Annotated in this window: 11 protein-coding genes; 2 read left to right on the forward strand and 9 right to left on the reverse strand. The window is 73.6% G+C overall.

Going from position 1 to position 15,231, the window contains the following annotated elements; all coding sequences use genetic code 11:
• Window positions 1-22: 22 nt before the first annotated feature.
• From N5I75_RS25800 to N5I75_RS25835, 8 genes are all read right to left on the reverse strand, one after another.
• Window positions 23-1,669 (reverse strand): FtsK/SpoIIIE domain-containing protein, encoded by a 1,647-nt coding sequence (locus N5I75_RS25800; RefSeq protein ID WP_476681079.1) that lies wholly within the window; start codon window positions 1,667-1,669, stop codon window positions 23-25.
• A complete protein-coding gene (locus N5I75_RS25805) occupies window positions 1,597-4,131 on the reverse strand; it encodes an FtsK/SpoIIIE domain-containing protein (RefSeq protein WP_476681081.1) in 2,535 nt (844 codons plus the stop codon). The genes N5I75_RS25800 and N5I75_RS25805 overlap by 73 nt, the downstream gene beginning before the upstream one ends.
• Before the next feature lie 59 nt (window positions 4,132-4,190).
• Window positions 4,191-4,865: an SLATT domain-containing protein gene (locus N5I75_RS25810; protein ID WP_476681288.1), complete on the reverse strand. Its 675-nt coding sequence runs from the start codon at window positions 4,863-4,865 to the stop codon at window positions 4,191-4,193.
• Window positions 4,866-4,979: 114 nt separating this feature from the next.
• Window positions 4,980-7,811: an NHLP bacteriocin export ABC transporter permease/ATPase subunit gene (locus tag N5I75_RS25815; protein WP_476681083.1), complete on the reverse strand. Its 2,832-nt coding sequence runs from the start codon at window positions 7,809-7,811 to the stop codon at window positions 4,980-4,982.
• A gap of 1 nt (window position 7,812) precedes the next feature.
• On the reverse strand, window positions 7,813-10,029 hold the full coding sequence (locus N5I75_RS25820; RefSeq protein WP_476681290.1) for an NHLP family bacteriocin export ABC transporter peptidase/permease/ATPase subunit: 2,217 nt from the start codon (window positions 10,027-10,029) through the stop codon (window positions 7,813-7,815).
• 11 nt (window positions 10,030-10,040) lie between these two features.
• Window positions 10,041-10,841: a DUF2118 domain-containing protein gene (locus N5I75_RS25825; protein WP_476681085.1), complete on the reverse strand. Its 801-nt coding sequence runs from the start codon at window positions 10,839-10,841 to the stop codon at window positions 10,041-10,043.
• A gap of 146 nt (window positions 10,842-10,987) precedes the next feature.
• The gene (locus N5I75_RS25830) at window positions 10,988-11,215 is read right to left on the reverse strand and encodes a type A2 lantipeptide (protein WP_398194386.1); all 228 of its coding nucleotides are present in this window, start codon (window positions 11,213-11,215) and stop codon (window positions 10,988-10,990) included.
• A 293-nt stretch (window positions 11,216-11,508) separates the two neighbouring features.
• On the reverse strand, window positions 11,509-12,243 hold the full coding sequence (locus N5I75_RS25835) for a YoaK family protein (protein ID WP_476681088.1): 735 nt from the start codon (window positions 12,241-12,243) through the stop codon (window positions 11,509-11,511).
• A 116-nt stretch (window positions 12,244-12,359) separates the two neighbouring features.
• Between N5I75_RS25835 and N5I75_RS25840 the strand changes: the two genes are divergently transcribed.
• Together N5I75_RS25840 and N5I75_RS25845 are read left to right on the forward strand one after the other, a co-directional pair.
• A complete protein-coding gene (locus N5I75_RS25840; RefSeq protein ID WP_476681090.1) occupies window positions 12,360-13,280 on the forward strand; it encodes an LLM class F420-dependent oxidoreductase in 921 nt (306 codons plus the stop codon).
• Between the two features lie 178 nt (window positions 13,281-13,458).
• Window positions 13,459-14,475 carry a LacI family DNA-binding transcriptional regulator gene (locus N5I75_RS25845; protein ID WP_476681091.1) on the forward strand — a complete coding sequence of 339 codons (1,017 nt, stop codon included), beginning with the start codon at window positions 13,459-13,461 and terminating at the stop codon, window positions 14,473-14,475.
• Window positions 14,476-14,497: 22 nt separating this feature from the next.
• Here N5I75_RS25845 and N5I75_RS25850 read toward each other — a convergent pair whose 3' ends face one another.
• The gene (locus tag N5I75_RS25850) at window positions 14,498-15,217 is read right to left on the reverse strand and encodes a GH12 family glycosyl hydrolase domain-containing protein (protein ID WP_476681093.1); all 720 of its coding nucleotides are present in this window, start codon (window positions 15,215-15,217) and stop codon (window positions 14,498-14,500) included.
• Window positions 15,218-15,231 lie beyond the last annotated feature (14 nt).

Genomic DNA, 15,231 nt, shown 5'->3' on the forward strand with positions numbered 1-15,231 from the left:
GGGGTCGGGGCGGGTGTGCGGGTCATGGCCGGGACTCCTCGTCGCGCAGTGAGCTCTCGCTGTGGCCGACCCAGTCGAGGAAGGGCCGGTCGGCCAGCCACTGGTTGTGCCGGAGGAGGCCGACCTCGCGCAGGTCGTTGCGCTGGGCGCGGGCCGGGTCCACCGGGATCGCCCCGGGGTCGGCGAGCAGCGCGGCGCGTCCGGCGGGCCCGATCTCCTCCCAGCGCGCCCGGAAGTGGTGGTCCCACTCCACGATGAGGCGCTGCTCGACGAGGTCGGCGAGGGCCCGGTCGTCGCTGAGCGGGCGGACCTCGTTGTCCTGCGCGGCACGCACCAGGGCGTCGCCGACGACCTGGAGGTAGAACGGCCAGGTGCCGACGAGGTCGAGGACGGCCTGCCCGGTGCGGTCCGGGGCGATGTTGACGCCCAGGTTCTCGGCGGTGCCGGTGAGGAACTTCAGGGCGGCCTGGTCGTCGAGGGGGCCGAGGACGCGCGCGTTCACGTCGTTGCCGAAGCTCGATCCCGGCGCGGTGAGCGCCCAGCGCACCACCCGGTGCCAGTCCTTCTGGGTGCCGGTGTAGACGAACCAGGCCCCGGCCTGCCCGAGGTCGCGCAGCCACGAGACGACGCCGGGGTCGTAGTTGACGAGGCGGCCGATCTCGTCGAGGAGGAACGCCATCCGGTCGGAGCCCGAGCGCCGGCCCACCTTGTTGATGAGCCGCTGGGCGGCGCCGGGCCCGGAGAGCCTGCGGTCCAGGAGGTGGGCGAGGGCGTCCGGCGTCTCGACCTGCCCGCCGGAGGGAAGCACCAGGATCGGCTGCACTGCGGTGGCACCGTCCGCGCGCAGCCGCCGCCACAGCTCCTCCAGGACCCAGGTCTTGCCCGCCCTGCGCGGCCCGAGCAGGGCGACCGAGGCGCCGGTGGCGTGCCGGTCGCGCAGCCACGCCAGCTCCGCCTCGCGCCCCACCGGGCGGCCCTTGCCGGTGCCGACGTGGAACTGGTCGGCCACGAGCGGCAGGTCCTCGATGCGGAACGGGCGCTGGCTGCCCTGGAGTTCGGGGTCGCGGGCGCGCGCGTCGGCCGCGTACCGGGCGAGCGCGTCGGTCTGGCCCTGCCGGGTCGTCGGCCCCGGCAGCGTCGCGATCTGCAGCAGCCGCCCGCTCTCCGCGCTGAGCGCCCGCCCGGCGGGCTGCACCTCGGGGAAGCGCCGTCGCGGCAGCCCGACGTTGGCGTACCAGTCGGGGGCGGGCAGCCGCAGGACGAGGAGCCGCTCGGTCAGCGAGACCAGGCGCCGCGTGTTGAGGATCTGGGCGCCGCCCGCGAGGACCGTGCAGACACCGACCTGCGGGCCGCCGCGCAGGACCGCGTACAGGTCGTCGACGGCGCCGCCCCCGTCGGTGGAGCCCATGCTGGTCAGGAACTCCTCCCAGCCGTCGAGGAGGACGAGGAGGTAGTGCATCCGGCGCGGTGTCGCCACGGACTGGCGCTGCGCGCCGATGTCCGCGAAACCGCCGTGCGAGAGCAGCTCCTGACGCCTGCGGACGGTGGCGGTGAGCATGCCGAGCAGCCGCACCATGTGGTCGGGGCGGCCCAGGTTCACGACGGTGCCGCAGTGCGGGAGTTCGGTGAGCGCCTGCAGCGCGCCGTCGCCGCAGTCGATCCCGTACACGTGGATGTCCGCGGGCTGTGCTGGCGGGCGACGGCGGCGGCGAGGGTGCGCAGGAACTGCGAGCGGCCGGTGCGGGGCGCGCCCACGATCCGCAGGTTGCCGTCGCGCGCGAGGTCGAGGATGGCCGGGCGCTGGGTCTGCTCCTCCGGCGCGTCCTCCAGACCGAACGCGAGCGGCGCGAGACCCCGTCCTCGTGCGGGCGGCCGGATGTCGGTGAGCGGCAGGACCTCCTTGAGGGGCGGCGGCAGCGGCGTCGGCGGCGGCTCGACCGCGAGCAGCTCGGTCGCCTCGCTCAGGGCGTCCACGAGCAGCGCGAGATCCGTCGTGCCGACCGAGTCCGGTTCGTCCCGCACGGTCAGCGGGGTGCGCGGCTGGGACCCGTAGGGCGTGATCTCCCGGACGACGACGGCCTCGCTCCCCGCGGGCCGGTGCAGGCCGCCGACGCGGGCGGTCTGCACGAGCAGCGGGTCGAAGGTGCCGGTCCTGATCAGGGCGACCCCGGGCGAGGAGGTGCTGAGCTGGGCGGCGTCCGGCGCGTCGATGACGTCCATGCTCTCGCCCTCGTCGACCAGGCGCAGGGCGACCCGCAGGTTGGTCAGGGCCCGGATCTCCGCGCTGACCACGCCCGAGGGGCGCTGCGTGGCGCAGACCAGGTGGATGCCGAGGGAGCGGCCGCGCCGGGCGATGTCGATGAGCCCGGACAGGAAGTCGGCGTCCTCGCGGGCGAGCGAGGCGAACTCGTCCATGACGATGACGAGCCGGGGCAGCGGCGGCGGTCCCGGCTCCGCCCCGTCCCTGCCCCGGTCGCGCAGGTCCGCGTACTCGTGGATGTCCTTCACATGGGCCTCGAACAACCGCCGCTCGCGGCGGCGCAGTTCGGCGCCGAGCCCGTCGAGGACCCGGTCGCCGAGGCCCGGCCCCACGTCGTTGACGACGGCCACCGTGTGGGGGAGGCGGGCCAGGTCGCCGAAGGCGGAGCCGCCCTTGTGGTCGACGAGCATGAACGTCATCTCGTCCGGCCGGTTCGCCACCGCGAGCGAGGCGATCCACGTGCACAGGAACTCCGTCTTGCCGGACCCGGCGGTGCCCGCGACCAGGGCGTGCGGCCCGTCCCGCAGCAGGTCGAGCGCGACCGGGGTCGGCGTGGACCGCCCGATCAGCGCCTCCGTGCCGCGCGGCGACGCCTCCCAGCGCGCCACGATCTCGTGCGGATCCGGCGTGCCCATGCCGAGCAGGTCCAGGAGGCGGTGGGGGCGCGGGCGCAGGTCGTCGGCGGTGGCGTCGCGCAGCGGGGCGACGGCGCGGGCCGTCCGGTCGAGCCAGTCGTCGGAGACGGTGTCGGCGATGCCCGTCAGGTCGGTGCCGCCCGACGTGTACAGGGTGAAGGCCGTCGAGTCGGGAGCGCGCGGCGGGAACTGCTCGGCCTCGATCACGGCCGCGCACTGCTGCGGCAGCGACCGCACGTCGGGCGCCAGACAGACGGCGAAGATCCCGGCGGCCGGGCCCTCGCGCAGCAGCTGCGACACCCCGGGCAGCGAGATGAGGGGGCGGGCCCCGTCGAGGACGAGGACCAGGTGGCGCCGGGTGCCGCCGGGCGGCGGCAACGGCCTGCTCTGCCGCTCGCGCAGCGTCGTCAGCGCCTCGGAGACCTGCTTGAGGTGGCCCGCGTAGTCGGTGCTGATCCGCGGCCGGCTCTCCCCGTCGTACGAGCGGACCCCGGGAAGCCAGCGGGCGAACCGCCAGTCGGCCGCCCCGGAGGGCGTCGTGAACACCCGCACCCCGACGTCGGCCGGGCTGTGCAACAACGCCACCTGCGCGATCAGCCAGGCGCCGATGCGCCGGGTCACCGGGGTGGGGCCCGCGACGCCGAGGATGCCCGTGCCCGGCAGGTCCACGACCACCGGGACGGGGTACGCGCCGACGCTGTTGACGCCGATGCGCAGGCGCAGGTGGTCGCCGTCGCTCACCCGGCGCTCCCACAGGCGGGCCGTCTCGCCGTAGGCCCCGGTGAGGATGTCGGCCGGGCCGGGAACCAGGTACGCGGCCTGCGCCCGGAGCTGTTCGCGGGCCCGCTTGGCGGCCCGGCGCAACCGGAACCTGCCGGGCCTGTCCGTCTCGGCCGGCGGCCCCGCCGGGAAGACCCGGGGCGGCCTGCGGAACATCAGCGTGCCGTCGCCGCCCGCGGTGAGCAGCTCCTGCGGCAGGGCCGTGAAGTCGGGCCCGGCGGTGTCGGGCGGCGCGGGCGGCCGGTGCAGCCAGAGCGTGCAGCCGTCCCGCAGCGGCGACTCGTCGAGCGGCGCGTCGAGCGCGACGTTCTCCGCCGTGTCCTGCGCGCCGCGCAGCGCAAGCCGCGTCACCTCCGGCAGCCCGCACACCTGGCCGAGCGCCTCCGCGACGGCCCGGACCGGGGTGTCCCCGGCGGCCGTCACCACCACGTCCCGCTCCACGCCGTCAGGCGCCACCACAGTGAAGATCCGGCCCATGCTCCCCGCCCCCCGTGTTCCGGCCCCGCTTCCCGTGCCTAACGCGGCGCGGGCGCCGGTCCCGGGACCGCCGTCTGGTCCCGCAACTGCTGCTCGCTCGCCGCGAACTCCGTCAGCCAGCCCGCCGTCTCGCCCTCGACCTGGCTGTGCACGGCCGCCACCAGCGCGGTGATCAGGTCCATGCGCCGCTCCAGGCCCTCCGCGGTGATCCCGTCCGCCGCGGGTCCTGCCCGCAGCTCCTCGCGCGACCACGCGAGCCGGAACTCGCTCAGCTTCGTGCGCAGCGCCTGCGCCGCCGCCATGTCCCGCATCCAGGCGGCCGAGAGCCCGAAGAAGTGGTCGAAGCCCTTGCAGCCCGCGGCGAGCGCGAGCAGCACGTACCCGAGCGCCTGCGGCGGGCCCTGGTCGAGGGAGCCCGCCAGGGGGACGGCCGTCCCCGCTATGGCCAGCAGGATCGTCAGGCCGCGGATGAAACGGGAGCCGCGCCGCTTCAGGCGCCGGTCGCGCAGGTACCAGTCGACGGCGTCCTCGGCCTCCTGCTCGGCCCACGCGCGGATCGCGACGAGCGCCTCGCGCCGGGCCTGCGGCGTGCCGCCCGTCACCGCCGGGAACGGCCGACTGCGCAGATCCCGCTTCGGGCCCGTGCGGCCGCCACCCGCCGCGCCACCCGTACTGTCACCGACCGTGTCACCGCTGATCCCCCGACGCAGCATCAACACCACCCGAACGTAGGCGAGTTCACTCATAGTGAGCGTAACCGCTCGGAGTGCTCCCTGTCCCGGCTCCGGCACGCACGCCCTGGACTCACACCCGGCGTGCCCCGCCCCTCACGCCAGCTGCCGCCGCACCAGCTCGTGCAGCCGCCCGCCCGTGTCCGCGAGCAGTTCGGCGGGCGCGCCCTGCTGCACGACGCGCCCCGCCGACATGACGACGACCCGGTCCGCGTCGAGCACCGTGGACAGCCGGTGGGCGATGACGACGCGGGTGGCGCGCAGGGCGCGGGTGCTGTCGATGACGATGCGCTGGGTCTCGTTGTCGAGCGCGCTCGTCGCCTCGTCGAAGAAGAGCAGGCGCGGGCGGCGGATCAGCGCCTGCGCGATCATCAGCCGCTGGCGCTGCCCGCCGGAGATCGCGCCGCCGCCGGAGATCATCGTGTGCAGGCCCATCGGCATCCGCCTGATGTCCTCGGCGAGCCCCGCCATCTCGGCCGCCGCCATCGCCTCCTCGGGCGTGAACGACTCCGCGCCGCAGATGCAGTCGAGGATCGACCCGGTCAGCGGCTGCGCGTTCTGCAGGACGACCCCGCACTGGCGCCGCACCGCCGCCTGGTCGAGCGCGGAGAGGTCCTGGCCGTCGTAGAGCACGCTCCCGGAAGTGGGCGCGTCGAAGCCGATGAGCAGGCGCAGCAACGTGGACTTGCCGCAGCCGCTCTCGCCGACGACGGCCACGAACTCGCCGGGCCGGATCGCCAGCGACACGTCGTCCAGGACGAGCGGCCCGTCGTCGGTGTAGCGGAAGGAGAGGGCGCGGGCCTCCAGGGCGCCGGTCAGCTCGCCGGGCTGCGTCGCCGTGCCGCGCACCTCGGGCTCCGCGTCGAGGACCGGCTTGATCTGCTCGTACATGGGCAGCACGGCGGCGGCCGAGATCAGCGCGCCCGTCAGCTGCGTCACGGAGGTCAGCAGCATCGTCACCGCGGTGTTGAACGTGAGGAAGGACGCCGCCGACATGCTGCCCCGCGCCGGACCCGCGAGCAGCATGAACATCACCAGCGAACACAGCGGCAGGTAGACGGCGTTGAGGACCGTCGTCGCGTTCTTGACGCGGCCCGCGCGGCGGTGCAGGTCGCGGCTGCGCGCGAACTCCTTCGCCCAGGCCGCGTACGCGAAGCTCTCGGCCCCGGCGACCCGCAGCTTCGGCAGCCCGCGCAGGGTCTGGTACGCCCGGTTGTTGAGCTTGTTGCCGAGCTCCACGAGCCGTCGCTGCCAGCGCAGCTCCCACAGCCCGAGGGTGAGGAAGACAGCGGCGACGACCACGAGCATGCCGAGCGCCGCGAGCGCGAGCGGCACGCTGTAGAGGAGGAGCAGGACGAGGTTCATCGCGCCGATGGTCACCGACTGCACGGCGACCGGGCCGACTCCGGAGAGCAGCCTGCGGATCGCGCTGATGCCCATGGCCGCGCTCGCCAGTTCCCCGGTGGAGCGGGACGCGAAGAAGCGGGTCGGCAGCCGCAGCAGCCGGTCCCAGACGGCCGGTTGCAGCACGCTCTCGACGCGGCCCTCGACCCGCAGCACGGTCACGTTCTGCAGCAGCATGAAGACGGCGGACACGAGACTGGTGATCACGACCGCCAAGGACACCTGTGTGATGAGGCTCGTCTGCGCGTTCGGCACGTAGGTGCCGAGCACATGGCCCGTCGCCACGGGCACGAGCGCGCCGAGCCCCACCGTCACCAGGCCCGCGAGCAGCAGCCTGCGCACGTCGGAGGCGGCGGCGCGCAGGCTGAACCGGGCCAGGCGCCAGGGCGTCAGCCTCCCCTCGGGCAGCGGCCGGTACAGCATCACGGCCCGCTCCTCGAAGTCCTCCGCGGTGTCCTCGTCGATCCGGGTGCCGCCGCGCTCGGCGGAGGGGTGCACGGCCTCGTAGCCGCCGCGCCGCCACAGCAGCGCGACCGGTGCCCCGGACGCGGCCCGGAACCCGACGAGGGGCCCCATGTCCTCACGCCACCAGGGACCGGCGAGCCGTACCGGCCGGGTCCGGATGCGGGAGGCGACCGCGATCTGCTCGACCGGGTCGATCCGGTCGCTGACCGCGCCGCTGTGGCCCGGCTCGGCGAGCCGGATCCCGGCCGCGTCCGCCACGACCTTGCACGCCGCGTACGTCGCGTCGACGCCGCCCTGTGTCCCGCGCTCGCGCCGCCCGCGCGTACCGATGGAGGCGAGCAGCGTCCGGTCGGCCTGTTCGCGGACGGCCTCGCCCGCGCGGATGCCCGCCGCCGCCCGGTCCTCGTGCGCGCTCTCCAACCGCTCGATCCACCGGTCGAGCGTGGCGAGGAGCCGGTACTGCTGGTCGACCATGCGCTGCCACAGCGCGCCGTCCATCAGCAGGTCCGCTGCGGCGTCGGCGGCGTACGCGGAGCCGTACTGCACGCTGCCCGGCGCGAGCTGCGGCCAGAGCACGTCGTCGTCGCCGGTGAACGCGTCGTCCGCGCTGTGCCCGGTCCGGTCGCTGAGCGGCGCCTCGAAGAGCACGCGCTGACCGCGCCCGACCCCGAGCGCGAACGCCTCTTCGAGCAGGCTCCACGCCATGTCGTACGTGCCGTCGTGCGCGGCCGGGCTGTACGGCAGCTCACGCAGCGGTATCCGGCGCAGGGCGCAGCCCGCGAGGGGCCGTCCGACGAGGGTGTGCCGGGTGCCCTCGACCGGGCCGAGCAGCAGCGTGCCCGGTTCGAGACGGCCGAGGAAGTGCCAGTGGCCCTGCTCGTACACGTCCACGGCGAACAGGTCGAGCGCGCCCTCCACGACGAGCCACAGAACCTGCGGCCCTTCCAATGACAGGCTGCGCAGGCCCGTGCAGTCGACCGGGGTGCCGAGCCCGCCGAACGCGGCGACCACCTGGTCCGAGGCGGCGTACGGGGCGGACTCCGTCGCGGCGTGCGTCATCTCAGTGCTCCCTGACCAGCTCGGCGTAGGCCCCGCCCGCCCGTACGAGGTGTTCGTGGCGGCCCCGTTCGACGACCTGGCCGTGGTCGAGGACCACGATCTCGTCGCTGTCGCGCACGGTGCTCAGGCGGTGCGCGATGACGACGCAGGCGCAGCCGCGCCGCCGGATGTTGTCCATCACGATCTGTTCGGTCTCGGCGTCGAGCGCGCTCGTCACCTCGTCCAGGACGAGGATGCTGGGGCGGCGCACCAGGGCCCGCGCGATCTCCAGGCGCTGGCGCTGGCCGCCGGAGAAGTTGCGGCCGTCCTGCTCGACGCGGCTGTGCAGGCCGCCGGGGCGCCGCGCCACCACGTCGTACAGGCACGCGTCGCGCAGCGCGTCGGCGACCGCCTCGTCGGGAATCGAGGGGTCCCACAGCGCCACGTTGTCGCGCACGGTGCCCTCGAAGAGGAAGACGTCCTGGTCGACGAAGGACACGGAGGCGGCGAGCGCCCCGCGCGGGATGTCGTCCAGGCGCCGGTCGTCGATCCGGATGACGCCCTCCCAGGGCGCGTACAGACCGGAGATCAGCCGCGAGACCGTCGACTTGCCGCTGCCGGACCCGCCGACGAGCGCCACCTGCTGCCCCGGCCCGACCGTCAGCGAGAACCCGGACAGGAGCGGCTTGTCGAGCGGGCTGTACCCGAAGGTGATGTCGTCCAGCTCGACGTGTCCCTTCAGGCGGCGCGTGCTCCGCACCGCCTCCGGGCGCGCGTACAGGCTGTCGACGGGGAAGTTCTCGACGTCCTTCAGCCGGGCCACGTCGGCGGCGAAGTCCTGGATGCGCCCCGCGACCCCGTTGAGCCGGGTGATCGGCGCGGTGAAGCGGGCGACGAGCGCCTGGAAGGCGACCAGGAGTCCGACGGAGAGGTGCCCCTCCACGGCCCGCAGACCACCGATCCACAGGATCAGCGCACTGTTCAGCGTCGCGAGCGTCGGCGCGACGATGCCGAGCCACGCGCTCGGCACCCCGAGCCGCTGCTGCTCCTCCAGGGTCGTCGCGTGCTGCCCGGCCCAGCGCCGGAAGAACCCGTTCTCGCCGCCGGTCGCCTTCATCGTCTCGATCAGCTGGAGCCCGGTGTACGCGGTGTTGGTCAGCCGCGCCGAGTCCGCCCGCAGCTTCTGCGTACGGGTCGCGCGCAGCCGGACGACGATCCGCATCGCCACCACGTTCAGCAGCGCGATGCCGACACCGACGAGCGTGAGCTGCGGGTCGTAGGTCCACAGCAGCGCCGCGTAGAGCAGCACCACGATGCCGTCGACCCCGGCGGCGGTGAGGTCGCGGGCCAGGGTCTCGGCGACCGCGTCGTTGGACTGGAGCCGCTGCACCAGGTCGGCCGGGCTGCGCTGGGCGAAGAACGTCACCGGCAGGCGCAGCAGGTGGCGGAAGAAGCGGGCGCTGGACAGGGTGGAGGAGATGATGCGGCCGCGCAGCAGGTTCGCCTGTTGCAGCCAGGTCAGGACACCCGTCAGGGCGACCATCGCGGCCATCGACGCGAACAGCGCGCCGAGCAGCGAGGTCTGCTCGCCGATGAGGAAGAGGTCGATGTAGGTCTTGCTGAGCGCGGGCACCGCCGCGCCGACCGCCACCAGGAGCAGGCTCGCGAGGAGCGCGGCGAGCATGGTGCCGGTCGTGCCGCGCAGCCGTCCGGGCAGCGCCTTGAGCACACCGGGCCGGCGCCCGCCCGTACGGAAGCCGTCCCCCGGCTCCATCACGAGCACGACACCCGTGAAGCTGGTGTCGAAGTCCTCCATGGCGACGAACCGGCGGCCCTTGTCCGGGTCGTTGATGTGCACGCCGCGCCGTCCGAAGCGGCGGCCCATGCCGTCGTAGACGACGTAGTGGTTGAACTCCCAGAACAGGATCGCGGGGCCCTGGACGTCGGCGAGGGCCGCCGTCTCCATCTGCATGCCCTTGGCGGTCATGCCGTAACTGCGCGCCGCCTTCAGCAGATTGCTCGCGCGCGAACCGTCCCGCGAGACACCGCACGCGATGCGCAGTTCTTCGAGCGGAATGTGGCGGCCGTGGTGCGCGAGGACCATGCCGAGCGCGGCGGCGCCGCACTCGACGGCCTCCATCTGGAGCACGGTCGGGGTGCGGACGGTCCTGCGGCGCTTGGGCGGCGGGGGAGCGGAGCGGGCGCGGCGCCGGTCGGGGCGGTGGCTCGCGGGCGGCAGCGAGGTGGAGGTCACGGCAGCAGCCAATCGATCGGGCGCTGCTCGGCGAGGTGCACGGCGGCGGAGGCGAGGGTCATGGAGGTGAGCGGGTAGGGCGGCCCGTCCTTGGTCGACCAGGCGTAGCCGGACTTCGTGTGCGTGTCCTTGGTGAGCTGGACGAGCACGGGCACGCGGGCCCCGCCCTGCGTGAACTGCGCGGCCAGTTCGCCGTCGCCGAGGAAGTCGGTGACCTGGCGCCGGGTCTGGGCGGCGCGGCCGACCGCCTTCACCTTGCCGCGCAGCACGCCGTAGCTCTGGGCGGCGGGCACGGTGAGGTCGACGGAGGCGTTCGCGGGTACGTTCGCCGCGCCGGTCGCGGGCACGTACACCATGGCGAGCAGCGGATCGCGCTCCGACGTGGTCTTCTCCAGCGTCGCGACATCGGCGCCCGTGGTGATGACGGCGCCGACGCGGGCGACGAGCGCGGTGACGCGCCCGGCGTCGATGGCGCGCACGACCCGATTGCCCTGCTCCGTGCGGACCTTCAGCAGGGGCGCGTCCTTGCCGACCCGCTGCCCCTCCTTCACGTAGACGCCGGTGACCTGCCCGGTGACCGGGGTCTGGAGGACGTAGCTGCCCTGTCCGTAGGTGAGGATGCCGCTCGCCTTGAGCGTCGAGTCCAGCGAACCGGTGACGGCCCACACACAGGACGCGGCCATGACGACGAGGGTCACGGCGAGGGCGAGCACCCCCTGCGGCCGGGCGAGGCGCACCGGCAGGTCGAGCTGGTCCGGCGACTGCAGTTTGCTGAGCGCCTGCTGACGGAACTGCACGCGATGTTTCCCTTACGTAGCCCAGCGCCGGCCGGGGCGGTGCCCCGCGGCCCTGACGCGCCCGAAAGCCCCGGGACCTTGGAGTCCCGGGGCCTTGGAGCCGCCGCCCGTCAGGTGGCGGCGGCGTGATCCGTACTGGATCCGGCTCAGAGGCCGGCGACCAGACCGGTGGCCAGACCCGTGACGGCGCCGACGTTGACGCCGGTCAGGCCCTCGACCGTGCCGGTGACGCCCGCGACGACGCCCGAGACCGGGGCGATCGAGTCGACGGTGCCGGTCACGTTGGAGGCGAGGCCGCCGACGAGGCCGCCGGAGACGTTGTCCAGCTCGGCGTCGGAGATCTCGAGGGTCTGGACCTGGGGGGTGTTGCTCATGAGGAGAGCCGCCCTTCTCAATGGGTATCTGGGGTATCGGGGTATTGCGAAAAACGCGGGAACGCTGCACGGAATCGGTGGAGGCGAATCCGTGAGGTCCTGCGGTGCGGAGGATCAAAGCACGTTGACGCATCGCACAGCTAATCGGAACGTCCCCGGTGGGAGGGGATGTGCGGGGTCAATTACCGCCCGGTGCAGGACCATTCACGGGCCGGTGCCATTCCCTTCACAACCTTCACGGGAGAAAGGGTGAAAGGGGTGCGGGCACCTTCGGGAAAAGGGACACTCGCGCATCAATGGGTTTCCGTGTCCGAGCCGCGCGGTGGATTTTCGTGTTCCCCCGTGACCGCTCTGCGCACTCGCTGTGCAGGTTTCTGGCACACCACCGCTGCGGCCGCCAGAACGGCCGGTGGCACGAACCCCCACGACGGCGCACGCGCGTGCAGGGTCACCGCGCAGGCGGCCCCGCCGACGACGGCGAAGAGGCGTGCGGCGACCCGGAGTTGCCCGGCCCCGCGCCGCGATCCGTCCGTGAACCCGGTGACGAGGGTCGTGAGGGTTCCGGTGAAGTAGGTCGTCGGCGCGGCACCGGCCGCGACCATCGCCGCCGACTGGCCGCCCATCGCGAGCGCGGCGGCGACGAGCAGCACCGTCCGCCAGGGCGCGTCGGGGTGGCCGCCGCACACCGCGCCGACGACCGCGACGCCGGCGAGCAGCACGGCCTGCCCCGCGAGGCAGGCCACGGCACGGCCCGGCCACTCCTCCCGGCGGGCCGGGCGGCCCCGGCACACGCGCGCGACGAGCGCGGCCCCGACGACGTACCCGGCGAGCGCCCACAACGGCCCGGCCACGCCTTCCCCCTGCCCGGACCCGCCCCCGGCGACCTCCCCGACCGCCACACCGAGCAGCACGAGGTTCCCGGTCATCACCCCGGCGAAGACGGTGCCGAGCGCGGTGAAGGCGAGCGCGTCGACGGCGCCGGACGCCCCGGCGAGGAGGAGAAGGGAGAGCTGGGCGCGAGTCTTCATACGGGGGACGGTAGGCGCGGCGCCGCCCCCGTTCCGGCCCACCGCGCCGTCGCCCGCAACGAACTGTTCATACGGCACCCGGAATCGGGACGGTCAACCCGCTCGTTGTCCTTGTCATGACAGTGGGAGTGATCCTCAACACGACCGGTTCCGACCTCCTCATCGACGACGCCGTTCAGCAGGCGCGCCAGGCCCGCGCGTCCGGCCTCACCTCCCTGTGGTTCGGGCAGACGCTCGGCTACGACGCCCCGACGCTCGCGGCGGTCATCGGCCGCGCCGTCCCCGACCTCCACCTGGGCACCTCCGCGCTCCCGGTGTTCGGCCGCCACCCGCTGCTCGTGGCGAGCCAGGCGCGGACGGTCCAGGCCGCCATCGGCGGGCGCTACCACCTCGGGCTCGCACTCGGCACGAAGCTGATCTCCGAGGGCGCCTTCGGCATTCCCTTCGAGCGCCCGGTCGGCCGGCTGCGTGAATTCCTCACCGTGCTGCGGCAGTTGGTGCACACCGGGGAGGTCGACTTCGAGGGTGAGCACCTCACGGCACGGACCCCACTGCCCGCGTCCGTTCCGGGCGCCGAACCGCCCGTGCCGCTGCTCGTCGCCGCGATGGGCCCGCAGGCCCTGCGCGTCAGCGGGCGGCTGGCCGACGGGATCCTGCCGTACCTCGCGGGCCCGCGCGCCCTGGAGGAGCACATCGTGCCCGAGGTGACCCGGGCCGCCGCCGAGGCGGGACGGCCCGCGCCGCGCGTCGTCGCGTTCGTGCCCGGAGTCGTCACCGACGACGCGGACGCGCTTCGCCCGCGCCTCTACGAGCAGCTCTCGTTCTACGCCCAGATCCCGTCCTACGCCCGCGTCGTCGAGCTGTCCGGCCACCACCACCCCGGCGACCTCGCCGTCGTCGGCGACGAGAAGACCCTGACGGAGGCGGTGCGCCGCTACCGGGACGCGGGCGCCACCGACGTGGTCGTCAGCTCCACGGAGGCCGCCGGTGACGACTCCCGCGTACGGACCTGGGAGGTCCTCGGCGAACTGGCCTGACCTGTCGCCCACCTGTGAGGTGCCGGTGCGGAGGCCGCCACTGTCGAAGCGCTTCGACTGGCTTCTGGACAGGCACCCCCCGCCGCCATAGGGTCGGTAGGCCGAACACCCCACGGCAGCCCGTCCCCGTCGGAGTGGTCCGCACCGGCGCCCCCTCGTCACGGCTCAGGAGAACGACATGGTCACGCTCGCAGAGGTCGCCCGGCACGCCGGAGTCTCCGCCAGCACCGTGAGCTACGTCCTCAGCGGCAAGCGCTCCATCTCCGCCGCCACCCGGGAGCGCGTCGAGACCAGCGTCCGCCAGCTCGGCTACCACCCGAACGCGGGCGCGCGGGCCCTGGCCAGCAGCAAGTCGAACATCATCGCCCTGATGGTCCCGCTGCGCACCGACATGTACGTGCCGGTGATGATGGAGATCGCCATGGCCGTCGCCACGGCCGCCCGCGCCCACGGCTACGACATCCTGCTGCTCACCGGCGAGGAGGGCGCGCAGGCGGTGCGCCGCATAGAGGGCAGCGCCCTCGCCGACGCCATGATCGTCATGGACGTCGAGCTGGACGACGAGCGGCTGCCGCTCCTGCGCTCCGCGCCCCGCCCCGCCGTCCTCATCGGCCTGCCGTCCGACACCACCGGACTGACCTGCGTCGACCTCGACTTCGCCGCCGCGGGCGCCGTCTGCGCCGAGCACCTGGCCGACCTCGGCCACCGCGAGATCGCCGTCATCGGCGAGGCCGCCGCCGTCTACGAGCGGCGCACCGGATTCGCCGAGCGGACCCTGACAGGGCTGCGCGAGCGCAGCCGCGAACTGGGCCTGCGCCTGCTGCACCGCCCGTGCGAAGGCTCGTACGCCGCCGTGTCGGCGACGCTCTCCCGCGTCTTCGACGAGCGCCCGAACACCACCGCCTTCGTCGTGCAGAACGAGGCGGCCACCGACCCGCTGCTCGCGCTCCTGCGCCAGTCGGGCCGCGCCGTCCCCGAGGACGTCTCGGTCGTCGCCGTCTGTCCCGAGCAGGTCGCCGCGCACGCCTCGGTGCCGCTCACCGCGGTCGCCGTCCCCGCGCAGGAGATGGGGCGGCGCGCGGTCGAGCAGGTCATCGCGCGCATTGAGGGGCGCGGCTCGGCCGAGGAAGTCGTGCTCCTGGAACCGGAGTTGACCCTGCGCGAGAGCGCGGCCCAGGCCCCCGTGGGGTCCTGAACCGCGCGCCCGTGAGGAAGGATCAGCTGCTGGAGACCTTGAAGCTGTTGGTCCTGAAGTCCAGGCCGCCGGACGACGAGGTGATCTCGTAGCCGAACTGGACGTCGCCGATCGTCTCGTTGCCCCACCACCCCTTGGTGTCCTTGATCCACTTCAGGATCGGCAGGATGTTCACCGTGCCGGACGACGAGTCCGAGGTGCGCAGGAACGAGAACACCTCGTTGGCCCCGTTGTCGCCCTTGTAGACGGTCCAGGTGTGCCCGCCGAGCGTCACGGTCCCCTGCGAGGTGCCGAGCGGCCCGACGGCCCCGTTGTAGTTGACCCAGAGCATGACCTCGTAGTCGTAGTCGCTGTCCCAGATGTCGTACGAGGTGTTGTACGCGCCCGACGACGGCACCGTCACGTTGTAGCTGCTGGTGAGGGACGACAGGGAGGAGAGCGGCTTGTTCACGATCTTCTTGGCGTTCGGGTAGGACTTGATGCCGCCCGTGTTCGGGTGGTTGGCCCAGACGCCCCAGTTGGACGAGGAGTTGGCCCAGATGGACTGGGCGCCCGCGCCCGAGCCCCAGATGTTGTTGTAGAGGATGTAGCCGTCCGAGGTCGTGTAGTTGCCCCACTGGTCGGACGACGACCAGACGAGCGCCTGCGCGGGAGCGGCGGCGAGGGCGACGGCGGCCGAGGCGGCGAGCGCGGCGCCGAGCAGGGTGCGGCGGCGCGGGGAGCGGTGTGGGGTGGGTGCCATGGTGTTCCTTTCCA

The sequence above is a fragment of the Streptomyces sp. R818 genome, from assembly GCF_056172735.1.